At 59.1% G+C, this 21,114-nt stretch carries 15 protein-coding genes and 3 pseudogenes; 8 read left to right on the top strand and 10 right to left on the bottom strand.

The genetic code is table 11. The annotated features are described in order from the left end of the window. Positions 1-189 precede the first annotated feature (189 nt). The 3 genes from IV454_RS17960 to IV454_RS17950 all read left to right on the top strand — a co-directional run bounded on the left by IV454_RS17960 (position 190) and on the right by IV454_RS17950 (position 3,270). The gene (locus IV454_RS17960) at positions 190-1,998 is read left to right on the top strand and encodes a cellulase family glycosylhydrolase (protein WP_206087197.1); all 1,809 of its coding nucleotides are present in this window, start codon (positions 190-192) and stop codon (positions 1,996-1,998) included. 158 nt (positions 1,999-2,156) lie between these two features. Then, on the top strand, positions 2,157-2,639 hold the full coding sequence (locus IV454_RS17955; protein WP_206087196.1) for a hypothetical protein: 483 nt from the start codon (positions 2,157-2,159) through the stop codon (positions 2,637-2,639). Between the two features lie 85 nt (positions 2,640-2,724). Further along, positions 2,725-3,270, top strand: coding sequence for an RBBP9/YdeN family alpha/beta hydrolase (locus tag IV454_RS17950; RefSeq protein WP_206087195.1), 546 nt, complete (start codon positions 2,725-2,727; stop codon positions 3,268-3,270). A 348-nt stretch (positions 3,271-3,618) separates the two neighbouring features. Here the strand turns inward: IV454_RS17950 and htpG are convergent, their stop codons facing one another. Together htpG and IV454_RS17940 are read right to left on the bottom strand one after the other, a co-directional pair. Continuing rightward, a complete protein-coding gene (htpG, locus tag IV454_RS17945; protein WP_206087194.1) occupies positions 3,619-5,538 on the bottom strand; it encodes a molecular chaperone HtpG in 1,920 nt (639 codons plus the stop codon). 78 nt (positions 5,539-5,616) lie between these two features. Beyond that, positions 5,617-7,062, bottom strand: a complete 1,446-nt coding sequence (locus tag IV454_RS17940; RefSeq protein ID WP_206087193.1) for an aminotransferase-like domain-containing protein — start codon at positions 7,060-7,062, stop codon at positions 5,617-5,619. 113 nt (positions 7,063-7,175) lie between these two features. Here IV454_RS17940 and IV454_RS17935 point away from each other — a divergent pair, with 113 nt between their 5' ends. The 4 genes and pseudogenes from IV454_RS17935 to IV454_RS33545 all read left to right on the top strand — a co-directional run. Further along, positions 7,176-8,144 carry a threonine dehydratase gene (locus tag IV454_RS17935; RefSeq protein WP_206087192.1) on the top strand — a complete coding sequence of 323 codons (969 nt, stop codon included), beginning with the start codon at positions 7,176-7,178 and terminating at the stop codon, positions 8,142-8,144. 3 nt (positions 8,145-8,147) lie between these two features. Further along, entirely contained in the window at positions 8,148-9,074 is a 927-nt protein-coding gene (locus IV454_RS17930; protein WP_229521682.1) for a DMT family transporter, read from the top strand. A gap of 139 nt (positions 9,075-9,213) precedes the next feature. Further along, positions 9,214-10,581, top strand: a complete 1,368-nt coding sequence (locus tag IV454_RS17925; RefSeq protein ID WP_206087191.1) for an NHL repeat-containing protein — start codon at positions 9,214-9,216, stop codon at positions 10,579-10,581. Positions 10,582-10,730: 149 nt separating this feature from the next. Further along, positions 10,731-10,892 (top strand): annotated as a pseudogene (locus tag IV454_RS33545) (IS4/Tn5 family transposase DNA-binding protein); the annotation flags it as partial. 14 nt (positions 10,893-10,906) lie between these two features. Here IV454_RS33545 and IV454_RS33540 read toward each other — a convergent pair. From IV454_RS33540 to IV454_RS17895, 6 genes and pseudogenes are all read right to left on the bottom strand, one after another. Beyond that, complete coding sequence (locus IV454_RS33540) at positions 10,907-11,482, bottom strand: DUF6151 family protein (protein WP_219728963.1); 576 nt, start codon at positions 11,480-11,482, stop codon at positions 10,907-10,909. A gap of 168 nt (positions 11,483-11,650) precedes the next feature. Continuing rightward, positions 11,651-12,081, bottom strand: a pseudogene (locus IV454_RS17915) (IS4 family transposase); the annotation flags it as partial. A 316-nt stretch (positions 12,082-12,397) separates the two neighbouring features. Beyond that, positions 12,398-12,811 (bottom strand): SMI1/KNR4 family protein, encoded by a 414-nt coding sequence (locus tag IV454_RS17910; RefSeq protein WP_206087189.1) that lies wholly within the window; start codon positions 12,809-12,811, stop codon positions 12,398-12,400. A gap of 66 nt (positions 12,812-12,877) precedes the next feature. Further along, positions 12,878-13,015, bottom strand: coding sequence for an HNH endonuclease (locus IV454_RS33535; RefSeq protein ID WP_206087188.1), 138 nt, complete (start codon positions 13,013-13,015; stop codon positions 12,878-12,880). A 259-nt stretch (positions 13,016-13,274) separates the two neighbouring features. After that, on the bottom strand, positions 13,275-13,829 hold the full coding sequence (locus tag IV454_RS17900; protein ID WP_206087187.1) for a hypothetical protein: 555 nt from the start codon (positions 13,827-13,829) through the stop codon (positions 13,275-13,277). 59 nt (positions 13,830-13,888) lie between these two features. Beyond that, a pseudogene (locus tag IV454_RS17895) lies at positions 13,889-15,237 on the bottom strand (ISL3 family transposase). A 407-nt stretch (positions 15,238-15,644) separates the two neighbouring features. Here IV454_RS17895 and IV454_RS17890 point away from each other — a divergent pair. After that, positions 15,645-16,910: an IS4 family transposase gene (locus IV454_RS17890; RefSeq protein ID WP_206087186.1), complete on the top strand. Its 1,266-nt coding sequence runs from the start codon at positions 15,645-15,647 to the stop codon at positions 16,908-16,910. Positions 16,911-16,959: 49 nt separating this feature from the next. Here the strand turns inward: IV454_RS17890 and IV454_RS17885 are convergent, their stop codons facing one another. After that, positions 16,960-17,370 (bottom strand): penta-EF hand family protein, encoded by a 411-nt coding sequence (locus IV454_RS17885; protein WP_206087185.1) that lies wholly within the window; start codon positions 17,368-17,370, stop codon positions 16,960-16,962. Then, positions 17,370-21,020, bottom strand: coding sequence for a LysM peptidoglycan-binding domain-containing protein (locus IV454_RS17880; RefSeq protein ID WP_206087184.1), 3,651 nt, complete (start codon positions 21,018-21,020; stop codon positions 17,370-17,372). Before IV454_RS17880 ends, IV454_RS17885 begins: the two co-directional genes overlap by 1 nt. Positions 21,021-21,114: the final 94 nt, after the last annotated feature.

Here is a 21,114-nt window from a genome sequence, read left to right as displayed (position 1 = left end):
AGGTTTCCATTGACTTCGCAATGAGCGTGATGTCAAATGCTACACAGTTACCTGAAAACGATTTCACACATATTCGGGAACCAGCGGCGCCATCGCGCGCCACACGCAGCACCGAGATGGCAGCAAGCCCGATCCCGCCACTGGCGCGTCGCCCCTCGCTTACCGACATCCACCCAGGAGACACTAGCGATGAGCATCACCCCGAGCAATGCAGCAGCATCCCGTCCGACCTTCCGCACCACCCTGATCGCCCTGGCGTTGTCGCTGTGCGGCGGCGCCGCGCTGGCCGACGTGCCGGCCCTCTCGGTCAGCGGCAACCAAGTGCTAATCGGCGGCAAACCGGGCAGCATCAGCGGCAGCAGCCTGTACTGGTCCAACACCGACTGGCCCGGCGCGCGCTTCTACAACGCCGGCGTGGTCGGCTGGCTCAAGGATGACTGGAAAGTCAAGGTGGTGCGCGCCGCCATGGGCGTGGACGAAAAAGGCGGCTACCTCGAATTCCGGGAAGCCAACAAGGCGCGGGTCAAGGCCGTGGTCGACGCCGCCATCGCCAAGGACATGTACGTCATCATCGACTGGCACTCGCACTACGCTCACCGCTACCAGAACGAAGCGATCGCCTTTTTCCAAGAAATGGCGCGCACTTACGGCAACAACAAGCACGTCATCTACGAGATTTACAACGAACCGAAGGACGACGTCACCTGGGACGCCAACGTGCGCCCGTATGCGCAGGCAGTGATCGGAGCGATCCGCGCGATCGACCCGGACAACCTGATCATCGTCGGCTCGCCGCACTGGTCGCAGGATGCCGACATCGCCTCGCGCAACCCGATCAGCGGCTACAGCAACATCGCCTACACCCTGCACTTCTACGCCGGCACCCACACCCAGTACCTGCGCGACAAGGCCAGCACTGCCATGAACAACGGCCTGGCCTTGTTCGTGACCGAATGGGGTTCGGTCAACGCCGACGGCAACGGCGGCGTGAACTATCCAGAAACCAATGCCTGGATCGACTTCATGAAGAAGCACAACATCAGCAACGCCAACTGGGCGCTGGACGACGCCAAGGAGGGATCGGCCAGCCTGGTTCCCGGCGCCAGCGCCACCGGCGGCTGGGCCAACTGGGACCTGACCGAATCGGGCAAGCAAGCCCGCGACACGGTGCGCAACTGGCCATCGACACCCGACGTGGGCTGCACCACGGCCACGGTACCGGCCACCATCCAGGCCGAGGCCTACTGCCAGATGAGCGGCGTGCAGCTCGAAACCACCAGCGACGCCGGTGGCGGCCAGAACGTCGGCTACATCGATAGCGGCGACTGGATGAATTACACGGTCGACGTGCCATCGGCCGGCCTGTACACGGTGTCTTACCGCGTGGCCAGCCAGAGTGGCGGCGGCAGCATCAGCCTGGAGCGCTCCGGGGGCAGCCCGGTATTCGGCACCATGGCGGTGGGGGCCACCGGCGGCTGGCAGACCTGGAACACCATCTCGCACGACGTGCAACTGCCCGCGGGCAAGCAGTCGATCGGCATCGCGGCCAAGGCCGGCGGCTTTAACCTGAACTGGATCAGCATCGCCGCGGCCGGCTCGGGCGGGCAGATCGCGCTGATCCAGGGCGAGGATTATGCCGCCATGAGCGGCGTGGAAACCGAACAGACCAGCGACGCCGGCGGCGGCAAGAACGCCAGCCATATCGACACAGGCGACTGGATGTCGTACACCAACGCCCCGGTGACGATTCCCGAAAGCGGCACCTACACCATCGAATTCCGGGTCGCCAGCGTGGGCGGGGGCGAGCTCAGTTTCGAGGTAGCCGGCGGCAAGCCCACCTATGCGACAGTGGCAATTCCCGCCACGGGCGGCTGGCAAAGCTGGGCGTCGGTCAAGAAAACCGTGACGCTCAATGCCGGCAGCCACTCGTTCGGCGTCTACGCCAGACAGGGTGGCTGGAACCTGAACTGGATCAAGGTGAGCAAGGGCGCGCAGTAAGCGGGCTGGCGCGCCGGTAGCGCATGCTTGCGGCGGCCCCTGGCGACACGTGCGAATTATGCTGCCGCTGCAAGCAATCGACTGCGTCATCATGCTAAAGTCACAATCTTTAACTTGACTGCCCCTTCCCGGGGCAGCTACGACTTGAGCCTCCAGCGATGCAACTGATTGCAGAAAAACTCGGCAAATCCGACAAACTCGACCGGCTGCGCTACGTGCGCGACGACGGCAGCAGTACCCAGACTGCGATGCCGCGCCAGGGCATCTTGCCGCATGATCTGGTCCACTATGTGGTGGAGTCGACGCTCGGCCTGCGCAACGGCTTCACCGGCCTGGTGGCGCGCGGTGCCGAAGCCAGCTTCGCCATGGAGATGGCGCACGACCCGGCCGGCAAGCAAGTCGAAACCGAGGCGATCCAGGTCGAAGCGGTAGTCGAAGCGCTCCAGAGCCAGCTCTGGAGCGGCCAGTTCGACGATGCCGATTTCGCCGAAGCGGTGCGCGTGGCTTGTCTGGGGCGCGAGCGAGCGCCCTTCGACCTGGCCGGCATCGATGCCGAGCGCCTGCTGTACCAGGGCGCGCTGGAACTGACCACGCGCTGGATGGCCGTGCCATTCCATGGAACGCTGACCCTCACTTTCTGACGGACCGGGACCGGAGGCGGTATGCACAAGCGGTGCAGCCTTTAGTCGTACAATCGCAGATCGAATCGTTCACGACGGAGGGGTAATGGATTGCGATGTACTGACATTGGCGGGGATCTGGAACTCGGGCCCGTCGCACTGGCAAACGCACTGGGAAAAGCGCAACCCGGCATGGAAGCGTGTCGCGCACCGCGACTGGAATAACCCCGAGCGCCACGAATGGGTCGATGAACTCGATGCCGCGATCGCCATGAGCGAAGGGCCGCCGATCCTGGTGGCGCACAGTTTGTCGTGCGCTCTGGTGGCGCATTGGGCGCGCTCGGAGTCGGCGCTCAGTATCAGCGGCGCGTTCCTGGTGGCGCCGGCCGATGCGGAAGCCGCCTCGTTTCCTTCCGAAGCGGTGGGGTTTGCGCCGATGCAGCTGCACAAGCTGCCGTTTCCAAGCATTGTGGTGGCCAGCGCCAACGACCCGTATGTATCAATCGAACGCGCGCGCGCGTTTGCCCAGGCGTGGGGCAGCCGCTTTGTCGAGATTGGCGACGCGGGGCATATCAATGGGGATAGCGGGTACGGCGATTGGCCGGAGGGGGAAAAGCTGCTGGGGGAGTTGTGCAGGCAGGTGCCGGCCTGAAATCCCGCCTTATTTGAACTACGAACTTAGAAACCGTCGTTCCTGCCATTGGCAGAAACGACTTCCCGCGCAGGTCCCAGTTTCTATGAAACTCCTCAAATCTCTGGGAACTGTGCAAAGTGCAAGGGCGCTTCCAAATGGCGCTAACCTAAGCTCCGTCATTCCTGCCATTGGCAGAAATGACTTCCCGCGCAGGCGGGAATCCATAGCACATTCGTATATCGACGGTGCTATGGGCTCCCGCCTGCGCGGGAGCGACGGTTTCGAGGTTTGTAGTCGCAAAGCTGCTCAACTTAGCGGCAAAGACTAGTTCCTGGAGAGGCGGGAACGACGGGGGACTAACGAAGGTTACTTCGTCCCAGCCAGCAGCATCTCATTCAAGCGCTTCACGAATGTAGCCGGATCGCTCAGCGAACCGCCTTCAGCCAGCAAAGCCTGATCGAACAAGATGTGCGCCCAGTCGCCGAACTGGGTGCTGGCCGCGTCTTCGTTCTTCAAACGCGTCACCAGCGGGTGATTCGGGTTGATCTCCAAAATCGGCTTCGATTCCGGCGCACTCTGCCCCGCCGCCTTCAACATGCGCAGCAGATTCCCCGACAGCTCGTTCTCGTCGGCCACCAGGCAGGCTGGCGAATCGGTCAGGCGGAACGTCACGCGCACGTCCTTGGCCTTCTCGCCCAGCGCTGCCTTCATGCGCTCGACCAGTTCCTTGTACGAGGTCTCGGTCTCTTCGTGTTCCTTCTTCTCGGCTTCGTCTTCCAGCCCGCCCAGATCGAGGCCGCCCTTGGCCACCGACACCAGCTCTTTGCCTTCGAACTCGGTCAGGAACGACAGCATCCATTCATCGACGCGGTCCGTCATCAACAGCACTTCCACGCCCTTCTTGCGGAAGATTTCGAGGTGCGGGCTGTTCTTGGCAGCGGTGTAGCTGTCGCCGGCCACGTAGTAAATCTTTTCCTGGCCTTCTTTCATGCGCGCGATGTAGTCGGCCAGCGAGGTATTCTGGTCGGCGTTATCGTTGGCGGTGGAGGCAAAGCGCAGCAGCTTGGCGATGCGGTCCTTGTTGCCGGCGTCCTCGCCAATGCCTTCCTTGAGCACCTGGCCGAATTCGGTCCAGAAGGTCGTGTACTTGTCCTTCTTTTCCTGCTCCTCGGCGTTGGCCAGTTCTTCCAGCATGCCCAGCACGCGCTTGGTCGAGCCTTCGCGGATCACCTTCACGTCGCGCGACTCCTGCAAGATCTCGCGCGAGACGTTCAGCGGCAGGTCGTTCGAGTCGATCACGCCCTTGATGAAGCGCAGGTAGGCCGGCATGAGCTGCTCCGCATCGTCCATGATGAACACGCGCTTGACGTACAGCTTGATGCCGCCGCGCTTGTTGCGGTCCCACAGGTCGAACGGCGCGTGGCTCGGCACGTACAGCAGCTGCGTGTACTCGCTGCGGCCCTCGACCCGGTTGTGGGTGTGCGTCAGCGGCGACTGGAAGTCGTGCGAGACGTGCTTGTAGAATTCCTCGTACTGCTCTGGCGTGATGTCAGCCTTGTTGCGGGCCCACAGGGCGCTGGCCTGGTTGACGGTCTCTAACTCATCCTTGAGCACCGTTTCGCTTTTCTCGGCGTCCCACTCGTCTTTTTGCATCACGATCGGCAGCGAAATATGGTCCGAGTATTTGCGGATGATCGATTTCAGCTTCCAGCTCGACAGCAGCTCGTCCTCGCCTTCGCGCAGGTGCAGGATGATATCGGTGCCGCGCGCGGTTTTCTCGATCGCTTCGACGCTGTAATCGCCCTCGCCCGCCGACTCCCAGCGCACGCCTTCGGAGGCGTCGGCGCCGGCGCGGCGGGTTTCGACCGTGATCTTGTCGGCCACGATGAAGCCCGAGTAAAAGCCCACGCCGAACTGGCCGATCAGGGCCGCGTCGGCCTGCTGGTCGCCGGAGAGCTTGCCGAAGAATTCCTTGGTGCCCGACTTGGCGATAGTGCCCAGGTGCGAAATGACTTCTTCGCGGCTCATGCCGATGCCGTTGTCGGAAATGGTGACCGTGCGCGCTTCCTTGTTGAAGGCGACGCGGATTTTCAGTTCGTGGTCGTTGCCGTACAAAGCGTCGTTATTGATCGCCTCGAAACGCAGCTTGTCGGCCGCGTCGGACGCGTTCGAAATGAGCTCGCGCAGGAAGATCTCCTTGTTCGAATACAGGGAGTGGATCATCAGTTGCAGTAACTGTTTTACTTCTGCTTGAAAACCAAGGGTTTCTTTTTCGGCGACAGCCATTTTTAGTCCTCGTGTATGACGGGTTGAACGGATTTGAGAGAAATGGGGGTGTTCCGGACGATTTCAAGGCCCGCGAGCTCAGCGCCCCAGTTCCCGGGCCAGGAATTCCCAGACCCCGGGCTCCTGGGAGGTCGCCACGTTCATGCGCATCCGGGTCGAGGGCAGCTGGCTGGGCGAAAACAGGGCGCCGGGGGCCAGCAGCAAGCCGGCGGCCATGGCGCGTTCGGCCAGGGCGATGGTATCGATGCCAGTGTCGACCCAGACGAACATGCCGGCCGGCGGCGCCACGTCCACCTTCAAGCCGACTTTTTCCATCTGGCGCACCGTGCGTGCGCGCAGCGCATCGAGCCGGGCGCGCAGGCGGTCGGCGTGCTTGCGGTACACGCCTTCCGAGAGCACCTTATACACCACGCGCTCGCCAATGTCGCTGGTGGTGAGGGTGGCCAGCATCTTGCGGTCGCACAGGCGCTGGGCCCATTCCGGCGAGGTGGCGATGAAGCCGACCCGCAGGTTGGCCGCCAGCGACTTGGAAAAGCCGCCCAGGTAAATCACCCGTTTCAGCTGGTCGAGGGCCGCCAGGCGCGTGGCCGGCTGCACCGCGCTGCCGGGATGCAGGTCGCAGTAGATATCGTCTTCGACGATGGTAAAGCCGTGTTCCTCGGCCAGGCGCAGCACCTGGAACGCCTTGGCCGCCGACAGCGAGGTGGAGGTGGGATTGTGCAGCACCGAATTGATCACGTACAGCTTGGGCTTGTGCAGTGCAGCCATGGCAGCCAGGCGGGCGATATCGGGGCCGTCCGCCACGCGCGGAATGCCGACCACTTTCAAACCCATCGCGGCGAAGGCGCCGAACATCAGGAACCAGGCCGGATCGTCGACGAAAATGGTGTCGCCCGGGCGGGTAAACTCGCGCGCGACCAAGTCCAGCGCCTGGGTCACGCCGACGGTGGTGACAAACTGCTCGGGGGCGGCGTCGATTTCGAGTTCGGCCAATTTCAGCTGGAGCTGCTGGCGCAGCGGCAGGAAGCCCTGCGGCACGCCGTAATTGACCAGCAGCGCCCCGCTCTGGCGGCTGACCGCGCGCAGGGCGTTGGCGATCATGGGACCGTCAAGCCATTCGGGCGGCAGCACGCCGGAACCGGGCACCCGCTGCGACGGCGCCGGGCGGAACATGTTCCGGATCAGCCAGACCACGTCAAGCGGCTTGGTTTCCAGCGGCGCCGGGGGCGAATCGGGCATGGAGCGTTCACCGGCGTTCAGCGGCGAGCGCTCGCGCACGAAAAAGCCGGCGCCGCGGCGCGACTCCACATAGCCCTTGGCCACCAGCTTGTCGTAGCTGGCCACCACCGTGAAGCACGACACCCCGTGGGTGGCGGCGAACTGGCGGATCGACGGCATGCGCGCGCCGCTGCGCAAGAGCTTATCGTCGATACGGCTGGACACCGAGCGCACGATCTGGTCGATCAAGGTTTCGCCGGAGCCGCGCGTGAGCAGGCCGATGGCGGGATTGCTTGTATTGGTCATGGCACCGTCACAGTATGCGTAATTATCTGGTTAAGTGTATTGGTACTGTACTGGTTTTCTCGTCTAGGATACACCCATCGATCTTCCCTTTCCACCCTATTCGAAAGAGCGCCATGTACCTGCCTAACCTCGCCGAACTTGATGCCGCCGCCGCCCTGGTCTATCGCGCTATGCCGCCCACGCCGCAGTATTCGTGGCCACTGTTGAACGAGGCGGTCGGCACCGAAGTCTGGGTCAAGCATGAGAACCACACGCCGCTTGGCACCTTCAAGGCGCGCGGCGCCGTGGTCTACCTCGATGCGCTGGTACGGCGCGCCCCCGAGGTGCGCGGCATCATCGCCCCGACCCGTGGCAATCACGGCCAGGCGATCGCCTTCAGCGGCGCGCGCGAAGGGCTGCAGGTGACGGTGGTTGTCCCGCACGGGAACAGCGTGGAAAAGAATGCCTGCATGCGCGGACTGGGCGCGCGGGTCATCGAACATGGCAACGACTTCCAGGAAAGCCGCGAGCATGCGCTGGCACTTGTGCGCGACGAAGGACTGCACCTGGTGCCCTCGTATCACGAGGATCTGGTAGCCGGCGTGGCCAGCGGCTGGCTCGAACTGTTCCGCGCCCAGCCCGACCTGGACCTGGTGCTGGTGCCGATCGGCCAGGGCTCGGGCATCTGTGGCGCGATCGCGGCGCGCCATGCGCTGGGCGTGAAAACCCGGATTATTGGCGTGGTGTCGGCCCATGCGCCGGCGTACCAGCTGTCGTTTCGGGCCGGGCGCAGCATCGAAGCGGCGGTCAGCACCGTGGTGGCCGATGGTCTGGCGTGCCGCGTGGCCGATGCCGCCTCGCTGGTGGCCGTGCTCGAATGCGCCGACGACGTACTGGCCGTGACCGACGACGAAGTGGCGCGCGCCATGCGCCTGTACTACCGCTGCACCCACAACCTGGCCGAGGGCGCTGGCGCGGCGGCGCTGGCGGCGGCCATGCAGATCAAGGACAGCGCCTTAATTCGTGGCAAGAAAATCGGCCTGCCGCTGACCGGGGGAAATGTCGACGCCGAGCTGTTCCGCCACATCCTGCAAGGGCCTTGAACCATGACGACGATCGTGACGAATGGATTGACGAGTGCGGTGCGGCCGGGCATGTCCGACGAGAGCGCGGGGATGCTGCTGGGGCTGGTTGGGGTGGCCATGTTCAGCCTGACCTTGCCGTTCACGCGGATGGCGGTGGCCGGGCTGGAACCGGTGGTTGTAGCCTTGGGGCGGGCCTTGGTGGCGGCGCTGCTGGCCGGCATCTGGCTGCTGTGGAAACGCGCGCCGCTGCCGCCAAGGTCGGCACTGGGGCCGCTGGCGATGGTGTCGCTTGGCTGCGTGATCGGCTTTCCGTGGCTGACATCGATTGCCTTGCGCAGCTTGCCGGCGTCGCACGGCGCGGTACTGGTTGGCATTTTACCGCTGGCCACCGCCCTCGTCTCCGCGCTGCGTGGCAACGAAAAGCCCTCCTTGGGATTCTGGCTGACCGCGCTGATGGGCTCGGCTATCGTCATCGGCTTCGCCTTGCGCCAGAGCGGCGGCAGCTTTCATCAGGCCGACTTGCTGATGTTCGGCGCCGTGGCAGCCGCGGCGGTGGGCTATGCCGAAGGTGGGAAATTATCGCGCAGCATGGGCGGGCGGCAAGTGATCAGTTGGGCGCTGGTATTGTCGGTGCCGCTGGTGCTGCCACTGGTGGTGTGGCTGGCGCTGCCGCATCTGGACCGGATGGCCGGAGCAGGCGCACGGGCATGGATCGGATTTGCCTACGTATCGGTATTCTCGATGTTCATCGGCTTTTTCTTCTGGTACCGCGGTATGGCGCGCGGCGGCATCGCCCGGGTGGGGCAGGTGCAGCTGCTGCAACCGTTCATGACCTTGGCCGGTGCCTGGGTGCTGCTGGGCGAGCCGCTGGAGATGGGCAATATTGGCTTCGCCCTGGCCGTGATTGTGGTGGTTGCCATCGGCCGGCGCATGCAGATCAACCGCTAGCATTCTCTTGCCGGGTTTTGCCACAACATGGTCGCCACCACGCGCGCTCTCCATCCGGCGGCCAGCGCGGATGGAGAGCGCGAAGACGCAATGAGGAAAATGCAATAGTATGAGCATATTAATTCTTCCTGGAGGCAATATGTTCAATGATGCTAGGCGCACCATCTTCGGCGTTTCCCTGATCGCGCTGGCCGTCCTGACCGCATGCGGCGGGGGCGGCGGCAGCGACGGCGGCAAGACCGATACCGGCACGCCCGTGCAACCGCCCGCCCCCACCTTCCACGTCGGCGGCACCTTCAGCGGCATGAAAAGCGGCGGCATGGTATTAGCCAACGGCAGCGACAGCCTGACCCTGCCGGCAGCGGCCACCACCTTCACCATGCCCGCCGCACTGGCCTCGGGCGCCAGCTACGATGTACGCATCGCGGTCCAGCCGCCCCGCTTCACCCAGCGCTGCACGGCGACCAACGGCACAGGATCGATTGCCAGCGCGTCCGTCACCAACATCAAGGTGAGCTGTGCCGACCATCTGGCGCTGGTAAGCACCTTGGCAGGCACCAACAATCCCACCCGAGTGCCGATCGGCCTGCCTGCGGTATTCTATTTTCCATCAGGACTGACGCTCGACGAGAGCGGCAACGTGTACGTGGCAGACTATCTGCACAGCCGCATCGCCAAAGTCACGCCGGCTGGCGCCGTCAGCACCTTCGTTGGCATCACGCCAGGGCAGGAACCGACCGATGCCGACCGGGTGCTGGGCAGTGTCGAAGCGATCACCCGTGACCAGCAGGGCAATTTTTATACGCTCGGCTCCCACACCGTCCGCAAGATCAGCAAGGATGGCGTGATCACCACCCTGGCCGGCGCCCCCGAAGCGGGTTTTGCCGATGGCACGGGGAGTCAGGCGCGCTTCAACACGCCGCTCGGCATTACGGTGGACGCGAGCGGCAATGTCTACGTGGCCGACACGCTCAACCTGCGCATTCGCAAGATCACTCCCGCCGGCGTCGTCACCACGATTGCCGGCAATGGCGTGCGGGGCTACCTCGACGGCCCGGCCCTGCAGGCGAGCTTTGGCGACCCGTGGGGCATTGCGGTCGACAAGGCCGGGACCGTCTATTTCAGCGATAGGCAGTTAGGGATGATCCACAAGCTGACACCAGAGGGTGTGGTTGCGACCATCGTCGGGCGCCTGGGCACACCGGTGCTCACCGACGGCCGCGGCGCCGACGTGACGCTCAACCAGCCGAGCGGGCTGGCCATCGACAAGGACAACAACCTTTACGTTGCCGAAACGGCGGGCAAGATCCGGATTGTCACCCCGGCGGGCTGGGTGGGCACGGTGGCGGGCAGCTATCCGACCACGGCACCGTATATCCCCGGCGTGGACGGTACGGGGGACGTGGCAACGTTTTCCGAACCGCGCGGCGTGGCGGTCGATGCGGCGGGGGTGCTCTACATCGTCGACCGCAGCGCGGCGCGCATTCGTAAAGTGCTCGAACAATAATGCACCGTTCACCGGGGTCTGACCTCTGATTTGAAACTTTTCGTTTCTTAACCGAGGGCAGACCCTACGCCATAGCGTTATACACAAGTCCGCGCACGCCGCAAGAATCTGTTTACTTTCAGTGACTTACGATCAGGGCTTGTAAACGCGTGGTGAAGGTAACACAGCAGTGGACTGAGCAGGAATTGGGGGCACGCGACCTTGGAGACGCCAGCCTTGACAAGAAAGCGAAGAAACTGATGGAACGACTTGCGGCCGACCCGACGGCCAGCATTCCGGAAGCATGCGATACCTGGAGCGAGACTTGCGCAGCCTATCGCTGGCATCACCGCGTCTCGCTCAGTACTTGGGGAGCCACGATAGGTGTACGGCCATCTGCGGAAAAAAACGGGGAAGAATTGGACTTTCCGAGCAACTTGCCCTTTAACATGAACGGCATTACTGTGAGGAAGGCTCTCAAGTCGAACTTGCTGGGCGTACCAACTGGCGGAGTTCCCTGTGCGTATCGACCCATTATGCGGCTGCGAACGGGCCCCAGCAATTCGTCTAGTTTCTGTGCGCTGCCCCGAGCCGTGTACACGCAGCGTAAGAAGCCTGCCCACGGTGCGCCAGGCCGTGTGTTGGCAATGGGTGTGTTGCAGCATGTCGTAGAGAAGCGAAAAGTCCCCCTTGGCGACAGGCGTGTGCACTTTAGATGCTCCTGGCCTCGAAGGAACTCGACGTCAGCAGGATATGCAGGGATAACTTCTGTGCCACCGTTGGCATCAAGCAGATCGTCGCGCTTTAGGTGATGCAAGTACTTCTGACAGTCATCGCAGTAGCAGACTAAACGGCCAGGCGTACCGTTCGGGAAGGCTTTGAGTTTGGCACAAAATTTCCCGCAATCGCACTGAATTTCCATATTGCAAATCCCCTATCGGTTGCTCATAGGACGACGCACAGGGGTGCGCGGTAGTGGTGCCTAACGTTGCGATCAACCGGCGCGCGTCAATGCTTTTTGATAAACAGGATGGTACCCCAAAATGCCAGCTATTGGCCGGAGCCATTCCAGGCCATGTCGTAACACAACTCAGTCGAACTCTCCCCTGAGCGCACGTAGGATCTGAGCGGCAGTCATCATCTTGTCGAGTCCACGCCAAATGGTCGTCGCGCCAGGCTCGCCGTCGCTCTTGCGTGCCAAGAAGCCGCCAATCTGCGCGATCAGGGGCACAACTTGATTTAATGTCGGTGCCTTGGCCGGCATTTTCTTTTTCGCCAGCAGATGCGCGTCATGAATTTCATCCGGGTCGAAGAACAAAGCGGCATCAAGGTCAGGGCAGGTTCGCCCCTTTCGCCTTAGTGGGTGACGCGCCAAGCGACCACCATGAACAATGCCAGCGCACGTTCGATCCTGTCGATCGCGCCCAGTTGCAGTGATTCCACCTCGCAGCCGTTTTTCAACACGTGGAAATAGATCTCGATCTCCCAGCGTGCCCGGTACCAATCGATCAATTCGACCGCCCGCTCGCGCATGTCCACATAAAGAACATGCCACCGAATCCCATGCCATCCGGCGCGCCGGTGCGTTCTACCACTTACCGCGCTGGCGGTCCATTTCCACTCAAAACAGATGGAGCCGAAAAACCGATGTTTTCCGCAATGCGTATATAACCACGCGAGTCTTGACAAGTATGGGACATGGTAGCCAGTGAGAAGAAATTCACTTGCCACGCAATTTATAATCTAAATGTCAAGCCATTTATCGCATTTTCAGCATATTTTCGAGGAAATCCCTTAACTCGGGAGCATTGGGGTGGGAACGGTTACTCGCAAATAACTATTCTTTGATAACCATCCCTAAAAATTTATTGAAAGTTGGCGCAATATAGGATAACTCCCTCCCTGATCCTGGTTGCCCATCAATATGCCACAAAACGATTTTTGGCTCGGAATCATATTTGCTATCGCGATAGTCAAAACAAAGCAGGTTACCTCGTCCATCCCGCGCGAACGACACAAGTTCACTAGGAAACCCAAAAGGCTTATTTTCTAATGACCACTCCATCGTTTCGGTTGCAGAATCAACCTCTCCGCCTAACGCATGCATTAAACCTAAGTCATGAGTGGCATGTGCTTGTGAGAAATTACTATAGAACTCATATGCCTCTGTATCGAGTACATAAGCCCCATTATATTTTTCAACAATCTTTTTATAATCAGGAGGAAATTTTACGCCAATTTTTTTTCCCACTCATCAATAACCGATGAATCGATACTTCCCCAATAAGAGTCCCAGTTCAAATCGTCTCTCATAATATTACCGCCTCTCACTTAAAGATTCCCACCCGATATGTTTCACCGCTCCATGAATTTCCGTTGGCGGCAATTGCATTCTGCCTGTGTCTTGATGAAGATGCGCTCTTCGGGCGTCCTGGCTACTAGTACATGATCCCACGAGTCCCCACAGAGACGATAGTCCGACAGACTGTTAGCCGTGCTCCCTATTCCCACCCCGTTATACACAAGTATCCGGCCACAGGCCGAAATCAGCACTCCGGCCAAAAACTGCCTAAATATTGAGCATTTTCAGGAAAAAAAACCGTGGGAAATTCCGGTATGCTACGTACTCTAACGATCGGTATGGAACGAGGTGTTTTCCTAACCCATTGATTTTAAAGGTTGAAAAAGTTGTGTATAACGAGGTGCCCTATTCCCTATCTTGAAAGGTTGCCTTCTGATAACCATGAGCAATCTTGGGCAAGAATCTCGATGAAAACGGAATCCCCCAGAATTAGAAAATGTTTTAAATTGTAGATAGTTTTCTCCAGACCAACATCCCAGTCCGAATTTTCCACGATGTAAGCACCCGGATTGGAACAAGTTCGCGTATCCGTCCACTCCTGCTGAGTGCGAATTAGCCAGTCGCCCACATCCTCATTCTCCCGAATCAAGCCGCCCACACAGGACCAATCATAGTCAGATTCTTGAATGACTTCCCTGTCAGAATATTGAGGAGAGCGCCTTAACCAACCAACGCCTTCAAATTGCAGAGAAATCAATTGATATCTCGCAGAAACTTCATTCGGATTAACCAACAATGAACCATCATCTACAATAATAGAATCCATTGCGGTAGTTCCAGGATCTTCAAAACCAAAAAAACCGCAAAATTTCACCAACTGCTTGCCATCTTCTTCAGAAAAAAGCGTAAGTCTTGGCACTGAGGGACTGATCATCCAAGGTACAGATAGCGGTTTTAAAAGTTTCATATTAATTCATCTCACTATGTCGGGGTGTGAATGACGTCTGTTACTGTAGAAATATGGCTCTATGACGTTTTCGGTGAAATTTGACGACCGTCGCGGTATCGCCTAATTGAAACAGACCTTTTTCCTGCTGTCTGCAAGGGATTGACAGGCAAATGAGTCAGCTTGGACATGCGCAGATACGCGATGGCAATGAAATTGGCGGCGCTGCGGAAACCGCGCGCTGCACGCTTGGATTGCTGAAGCATGCCGTTCATCGCTTCGACATAGGCGTTGCTGCGGCCGTCGAGCATGCCGCGCACGACGCCCGGCAGTCGCTCGCGCAGCGTCAACGCCAGCTTCTTGAACGGCTCGAGCCGACTCCGGCGAGCCCACGACATCCAACTCTCCAGCGCTGACTGCGCCACCTCCGCGTCGTTGGCGGTAACGGCCTGCCGATAGGCGTCCCGCAATGCTTCCTTCAGCCGCCACGCCCTTGCAGTCTTGAGTCGGGAGCGCTGCAAGAGATACATCGTGTCGCGCTGGCGTGCCGTCCAGCTACGCGCGTCGCGACGCATTCCCCACATCAATGCGCGGACGGTCTTGCGTTCGGTGCCCAAGGCGCTGCGAACGACACGCGGCTGGTCCGCCATTTCCAGCTTGCGGACCTTGTCCATGGCATCGTTGGCCATGGCAATGACGTGGAAACGGTCGAAGCTGATCTGAGCCTGCGGCAATTGCTCGGTGACGCCCTTGACGTAGGCCTGGCTCATATCCATACAGACATGCGCGATTCCCTGCACCTGCCCGCCATGGGCAATCAGATCGGCCTTGAAAAAGCGGCTACCGTCTCGTGGCCGCGGCCTTCGGTGGCGAACAGCAGGCGCTTGGCGTCCAGATCGTGAACAACAGTGACATACTGGTGACCGCGCCGAAGGCTGGTCTCGTCGATGCCGATGAGCTTCACGTCGCTCATGTCATCCTTGCCGCGCGCCACCGCGACGTAATGGCCGACGCTGCGCCACAGGCGATGCGCCGTCACACGCAGCAGCCGGGCGGTCTCGGCCACCGTCATCGTCTGGCACAAGGACATGGCCAGCGCCTCGAAAAGCAAGGTGAAATGACTTCCAGGTCGCGACCACGGCACCTCAATGCGCGAGGTCTTGCCGCAGGAGCGGCAGCGCACGCGCGGTACTTCGGCGTGCACCCAAGCTTCATATTGGAAGAAATCGAGATGTCGCCAGCTGCGCCGCATGCGGCTGTGGATCTTCTGTGCTGGTGTCTCGCAAACGGGGCAGGCCATCTCCTCGCTTTGATAGCGTACTTCGAAATCGATCCGTCGCGCCCCAGTGTCGAGCTTGAATTCAGTCACCTCCCACGGAGCTTGCAAGCCCAGCGCGGTGGTGAACAAGGTTTCCATGCTAATACTCAAACTGCCTTCTCCAGCCGGATACGCCGGCACGCCTGTTATCCATGGTCATCGCCACGGCCTGCCGCGTCGACGACCATGGCCCAGCGTATGCGCCCTACATGCCGTCAAGGGTGCGCTACGCCGGCACGCGCACAACGCGCGCCGCCCTTGACCGCATTCCGGGACGGCAAAAACTCACAGCATAGCCGATGTCAAGTTTCACCGGAAACGTCATAGGGCCTTCTTGCCTCACTGCCCCGCTCGTGTACGTTTGTTGGCACTGCCCCCGTGCCCGCTGTCCCCGCAATCCACCCAAGTTAGCATTTAATGTGCAATTAGATGATTTATATTTAATATAGGCATAAAAACACTTGACATCAGTTTGGAAGCGCGGCCGGCAGTGTGAATTTTTGCTTCCACTGCTCGCCATGTCCGTTCTGACCACCTTGTTTCAAGACTTCGCCGCCCGACTATGCTCGACAGAATTTCTCAACGACGCACGCCATTCCGATCATCCGACTGCGTTTTCACGCTGTCGCAAATTGCCGTTGCCCACGCTGGTTGCCATCATGCTGACGGGCATGCGCATGAGCATCCAAGCCGAGTTGGACACCTTCTTCGCGCATTTGCGTCACCAAGCTCAGTTGGTCCACGAGGTGTCCGAACAGGCGTTCTCTCAAGCACGCGCCAAGCTGTCGCTGACGGCTATCCCCCGGCTCAACGACTGGCTGATCGCGCGCGCCGAGCAGGATCGGTTAGTGCCGCGCTGGCGCGGTCTTCGCCTGGTCGCAGCCGATGCCTCGACGCTACGTTTCGGTCTGCGCGCTAGTCATGTCAAACGCGCCGCCCTTGCCGATCAAATCCTGTTCGGCCTGTTTCTGCCGGGTCCCGACCTGATGCTCGCCGCCTCCCTGCACAGCGTCCACGAGCGCGGCGAACGGCAGTTTCTGTTTGAACATCTCGACCGGCTTTCCCCGGACGATTTGCTGCTGCTCGATCGCGGCTATCCCTGCCGCTGGCTGGTGGCAGTGTTGAACCAGCGCGCCATCAAGTTCTGCATGCGTGTCGACAACGACAGCGGCTTCGCCTGCGTACGCGATTTCATGCGCTCAAGCGCGAACGAGCGGATCGTCATACTGCGCGCGCCAGACAAGCAGGACGCGATCGACTATGAGTGCCCGCGCAAGCCGCAGCGCGTGCGTCTGGTGCGCAACGTCTCGCCGACTGGCGCGCAGCGCGTTCTGATGACCAACCTGTTCGACGACAAGCTCTACCCGGCTGATTGCTTCGGCGAGCTTTACCACCAGCGCTGGGGCATCGAGGAAACATTCAAACGGCTCAAGCATCGCCTCAATTTGGAACACGTCACAGGATTGACCCAGCAAGCCGTAGCCCAAGATGTTGCCGCCAAAATCGTCTGCGACAATCTGCAGGCCTTGGTTGCGCTGACCGCCCATGCCGACGCCGAATTGCCCGCGAACAAACGCATCAACCACGCCTACGCCCACACCGCGCTCAAGCCGTTGATGCCCATCCTGCTGCTTGGAAGCGTGATCGGACGGAAGATCGGAGCACTGCTACGGGGCGTGCTTGGCTTGATCGCTGGACGGACCTATCGACATCGGGAAAATCTCTCGAAACCACGCAAGCAAGGCCCCAAACCGCACAAGGCAATGAGTCAGAAAAATTGCTGAAATGGCTTAACTTGGGTGGATTGGCTGTCCCCGTGCCCGCTACAACAGCTTATGGCGCCGATTTCGTCGCACTGATTCCGTTGGCCGATAGAGCATTTGCCAAATCATCGGAATAGTCAAAATATCCTCTTGCGTTAACATCCTTATCGATAAAAATATCGCTCATAAATCGCGGTAAGCGCCTACCGAACTCCGGAATAGACAGCTCGGTTTCGGCAGAACACTCGAGAGTGTAGGCGTCACAAGTTTCACCTTCAGGTATTCCAAACAAAACAAACGTCATACCAGAATTATTGTCCTTTGCAACCAGCGCCGGAACTTCTTCAAAACGTCCAGAATCCTCACGTTCAAAAGTAGTCCAACCTATTACCGCGCTCAGTTTTCGTGCCATATCTTCTAGTGAGATGGAACTTGATACTTCTACTTCAGCCAGTATATTTTTCATAGAAATTTTTTCCATTATTTTCCACCTTGCAAGAAGTAATATTGAGAGCCCGATTTCTTCGCCATTTCAGCCGTGGTGTAAACCCTAAACGAAGGAAGTTCTGTTTTCATGCCCCCCAGGATTGGGTTTCTTTGCATGGTGTTCCCAAACTCTTGGAACGTACCCTTTAATGACCCATCCAATTTAGTTACGTCCTTGAAGAAAGTCTTTTTGGAAAATTGAGCAGCCAAATCATCGCTAACGACGAAAAAGTCGGCGTCGTAGCCTTGCGGTCCGGTGTAGGGCTTACCATTTTTCGTGGCGACGGTGCCATCAAATGCGACTCGTTCGCCATTCACCCCCAGTTTCGTCTCGTTCTTCAAACCATCAACAAGACTTCCTCTAAACCCTATACGCGCATTAGGGTCGAGTCGCAATATACTTGCAATCGACGGCTGTGCCGCATCGCCGATTGTTTGTACGATCTGAGCGCGAGAGGCATCTCCTCGCACCACCACGCTGTCCTCGAATGACAGGGGCACCCTATTTGCCCCTGGAAGGACATCACCAGTAGAAAGTTTCGGCGCTGCGATCTCCGCGTGAGCCCCGTACCCCCCGTTTGGATTCGCATCGAAATCCATATTGTTTGCTGAAGCAGCTTTTGGAAGCTCGCCATAGCTTCTGTCCGAAAAAGACGGATTTTCAACGGCACCCCCATTGCTTACTGAAACAGCTTTTGGAACCTCGCCATAGTTTAATTCCGAAAAACGTTGCATTCGCGTTGAGCCACCGAAGTACTCCGACATATATGCGCTGCCTACTTCTCTTCCGACAGTGCTTTCCGCCGCCAATACGCTATTTCCAGCACTAAGAAAATTCCTGCCAAATACGCCTGTTTCTGGCTTGCTAACCGTACCCGCATATAAGTCACTCTGCAACAACTGGCTGGAATACTCACCTTTGACGATACTAGGCAATGTGGATTCTCCCGGATAAGGAGCCGGGATATTTCCATACTCACTAGATGAATATCCGCTAGGCCGTACCGCACGCGGCACCATCGACGTCATCATTGTAAAATCCAACTCCTTGCCGAAAAACCCTAATGCGGACAAGGCCATATCGCCAGCTTGTTCTCTTTGCTGGGGCGTGGCTTGGAATTTAGGTCTAGAGTCGTCGAAAGTTAAATCTTCAGGGTTTCTGTAACCTCCGATAAATTCTGCGGCAACAGCGGCGACACCAGACCATTTCTCCCGTGAAAATAGATTATCCACAATAGATTTATTTTTTTCCACTTCCCTTCCAACAGTGGTCAAGGGATTTCGATCTGACCTGGAATCGCCCCATCCCCAGTCAGCCTGGTTTGCCTCATCAGATGTCCGCTTACTATATTCAGCCAACTCGGCCTTGATCTCGTCTGCCTGAGTACGACCATATGCCTCGTTCTTATCATCTGCAAGTGTGCGCGCCCCCTTTAACGAATAGTCATTTTCACTAATAGCTTTACTGTAAACTGGCAAGCCGCTGCTGCGTGGAATGCCAATATTTGCAAATTCCGGATCGCGCAACAATTTTCTGACTTCTTCGCTAGAATTAATTGGCGCGTTGCTAAAAGGACTAGCTACAGGTGGACCGCCCTCAATATATCGGACGTCCGGGCCTAATTTTTCGTACATCTTCGCATATGCGGCATCACTTGCATCGCCGGCATTGAAGTAGAAATCCGAATCTCCAGCACGTGGAGGGCGAACAATTTCATGCTCACTGTAACCCTCTATCGCGATGCTGTGTTGCGGCGGTGGCCGCATTTGCTCGGCCAAGTTGTTGCTCATCATATTGCCGAAAGGAATGATTTGTGGTGCATCATCCATTTTCATTGCGTCTAAGAATGATAAATCACTTGCCAGCGCATGATTGACAGGCGTATACGAACCGTCGTCAGGCATGAACGAGATTGGTTCGCGTGGAGGAGCCGCACGCAGTTTTTCGAGGTAGCTCAGTCCCGGCTCGGTGCCGTTCGCGTCCATCGGGAAAAGGCTCCCCGTCGACGGCTCGATCTCGCCATTGCGTACCGCCTGGTTGTACTCTGCACTGCCCACTTGGTACGACGATGGACCCGACGTGCTGTTCCCATCACGGTTAAGCATCGGAGCCACATTTGTTGCCCACGAGTCGCGTCTGGCAGCGATAATTCCATCGTATGTCGACGATCCCACACCCTTCGCAGTCTCGCTGGCGACATTCTCGTCCCGATGCATCCATCGTGCAACTGCCCCGCTGAGGGCGCCAGCGAGGATGCCTGTTATGTTTCCTTCCAAAGTACGATCGGGCGATGAATTTGAATAATTTGCAACCGGATAGCGGTTCTCGTTCAGCCCCGGTTCGTTCTTGTCAGCATCCGTCAGCCCTCTTGGGTTTATTCCGAGCGCATCCAACGCCCGTGGAACGAGTTGACCAACGGCGCTGCCCACCACCCCGCCGATCGCGCCAGCCCAGGCATCTTGCTTGTTCAACCTGGCGCCGATCGCTCCGATGAGTCCTTGGCCTAGCGCTCCGGGCACGCCAGTAGTGCCTGTGATGCCTCCGATTGCAGAACCGACCTGCGTCATGACGAGATTGACGCCCATCGAACGCCAGTCGACTTTGCCGTTCATCACCAACTGCTTGGTAATCGATTCCGCAGTGCTGGTGGCAAATTTCGAAAAGTCGCTCGACTCCCCACCAGAGGTGTTGAGCATGTCGCCCAAACCCTTGGTCACGCCGGCCGTGAGCCCGGCGGCGGCAACCGACCTCCAGCTGAATTTCTTCTGATCGCCAGTGATCATGTTCACGCCTTGGGTCGCGATGTTCTGGATCGCGCCATTGAGCATGGTGGTACCAATACTCTCACCGGCGACAGCACCTCCCCCGGCAATGCCGGCCGTGATGGCGCCGGCCAGCGCGCCCTTCGCCACCGCTTTCCAGCTGAAACCGTCCTGCAGGTCCAGGGCAATGCTGACGACCTGCGTGACCACGCTCACTGCCGCGCCGGTCAGGGCCGCCGCAGCAACCGTCGCGACCGCGCCAGCGCCGAGCGCGGCATTGGCGAGCAACAGCATCTGCGGCCCCAGTATGCACGACGCCACGATCGCGACAATAATCACCAGCACCTGCAGGAAACTGCTGCAGCCACTCTTTTTCGGCGGGTTGGATTTGAGGTTCGGTAACTTGCTGCCGATAATCTCGCTATCGCTGTACACCTTGTGCGCGGCCGAGTCGATTGTGCCGGACTGGCTGGCCGACGGCACCCGCAGCACCTGGCCCGCCTTGAGCGTTTCATTGCCCGACAAACCGTTGGCGTCGGCAATCAGGTACCACAGGCTGGCATTGCCGTACATCGAATCGGCGATATTCTGCAAGCTTTCGCCACCCTTGACGGTGTACGACTGCATGCCCCCGCTCGGAAATTCCTTGTCGAAGTTCTGGAACAGGGCGTAGTTCTTGCTGTCCATGACGGTGTAGGAGCCATCCTTGATGCTCGTACCCGTTTCCGCCACGGCGTTACCTTGGGCATACATGTAGTCGATCCGGTCGCGTCCGGCCGAGTGGCCATCGTCGTGCAGCTTGGAGAGGATGTGGTCGGCGTTGTCGTACACGTAGTACGACATTTCGTCGCGGTCCAGGCCGTCGCCCTTGCCTTGGTTCATCGAGATCAGCTTGTTGTCGGCGTTGTAGACGAAGTTGGCATTGCCCTTGCCGTCGCCGAAGGCACGGATGCTCTTTTCGCGGCCATCGCCGAAG

It is taken from the genome of Massilia antarctica, assembly GCF_015689335.1.
Taxonomy (GTDB): Bacteria; Pseudomonadota; Gammaproteobacteria; order Burkholderiales; family Burkholderiaceae_D; genus Telluria_A; species Telluria_A antarctica.
This window is presented reverse-complemented; position numbering and strand designations above follow the sequence as displayed.

Excerpts from the sequence above, each read along its gene's own strand:
- IV454_RS17960 (WP_206087197.1), top strand. The coding sequence starts at position 190 with ATGAGCATCACCCCGAGCAATGCAGCAGCATCCCGTCCGACCTTCCGC.
- IV454_RS17955 (WP_206087196.1), top strand. The coding sequence starts at position 2,157 with ATGCAACTGATTGCAGAAAAACTCGGCAAATCCGACAAACTCGACCGG.
- IV454_RS17950 (WP_206087195.1), top strand. The coding sequence starts at position 2,725 with ATGGATTGCGATGTACTGACATTGGCGGGGATCTGGAACTCGGGCCCG.
- htpG (WP_206087194.1), bottom strand. The coding sequence starts at position 5,538 with ATGGCTGTCGCCGAAAAAGAAACCCTTGGTTTTCAAGCAGAAGTAAAA.
- IV454_RS17940 (WP_206087193.1), bottom strand. The coding sequence starts at position 7,062 with ATGACCAATACAAGCAATCCCGCCATCGGCCTGCTCACGCGCGGCTCC.
- IV454_RS17935 (WP_206087192.1), top strand. The coding sequence starts at position 7,176 with ATGTACCTGCCTAACCTCGCCGAACTTGATGCCGCCGCCGCCCTGGTC.
- IV454_RS17930 (WP_229521682.1), top strand. The coding sequence starts at position 8,148 with ATGACGACGATCGTGACGAATGGATTGACGAGTGCGGTGCGGCCGGGC.
- IV454_RS17925 (WP_206087191.1), top strand. The coding sequence starts at position 9,214 with ATGTTCAATGATGCTAGGCGCACCATCTTCGGCGTTTCCCTGATCGCG.
- IV454_RS33540 (WP_219728963.1), bottom strand. The coding sequence starts at position 11,482 with ATGGAAATTCAGTGCGATTGCGGGAAATTTTGTGCCAAACTCAAAGCC.
- IV454_RS17900 (WP_206087187.1), bottom strand. The coding sequence starts at position 13,829 with ATGAAACTTTTAAAACCGCTATCTGTACCTTGGATGATCAGTCCCTCA.
- IV454_RS17890 (WP_206087186.1), top strand. The coding sequence starts at position 15,645 with ATGTCCGTTCTGACCACCTTGTTTCAAGACTTCGCCGCCCGACTATGC.
- IV454_RS17885 (WP_206087185.1), bottom strand. The coding sequence starts at position 17,370 with ATGGAAAAAATTTCTATGAAAAATATACTGGCTGAAGTAGAAGTATCA.
- IV454_RS17880 (WP_206087184.1), bottom strand. The coding sequence starts at position 21,020 with ATGAACCAAGGCAAGGGCGACGGCCTGGACCGCGACGAAATGTCGTAC.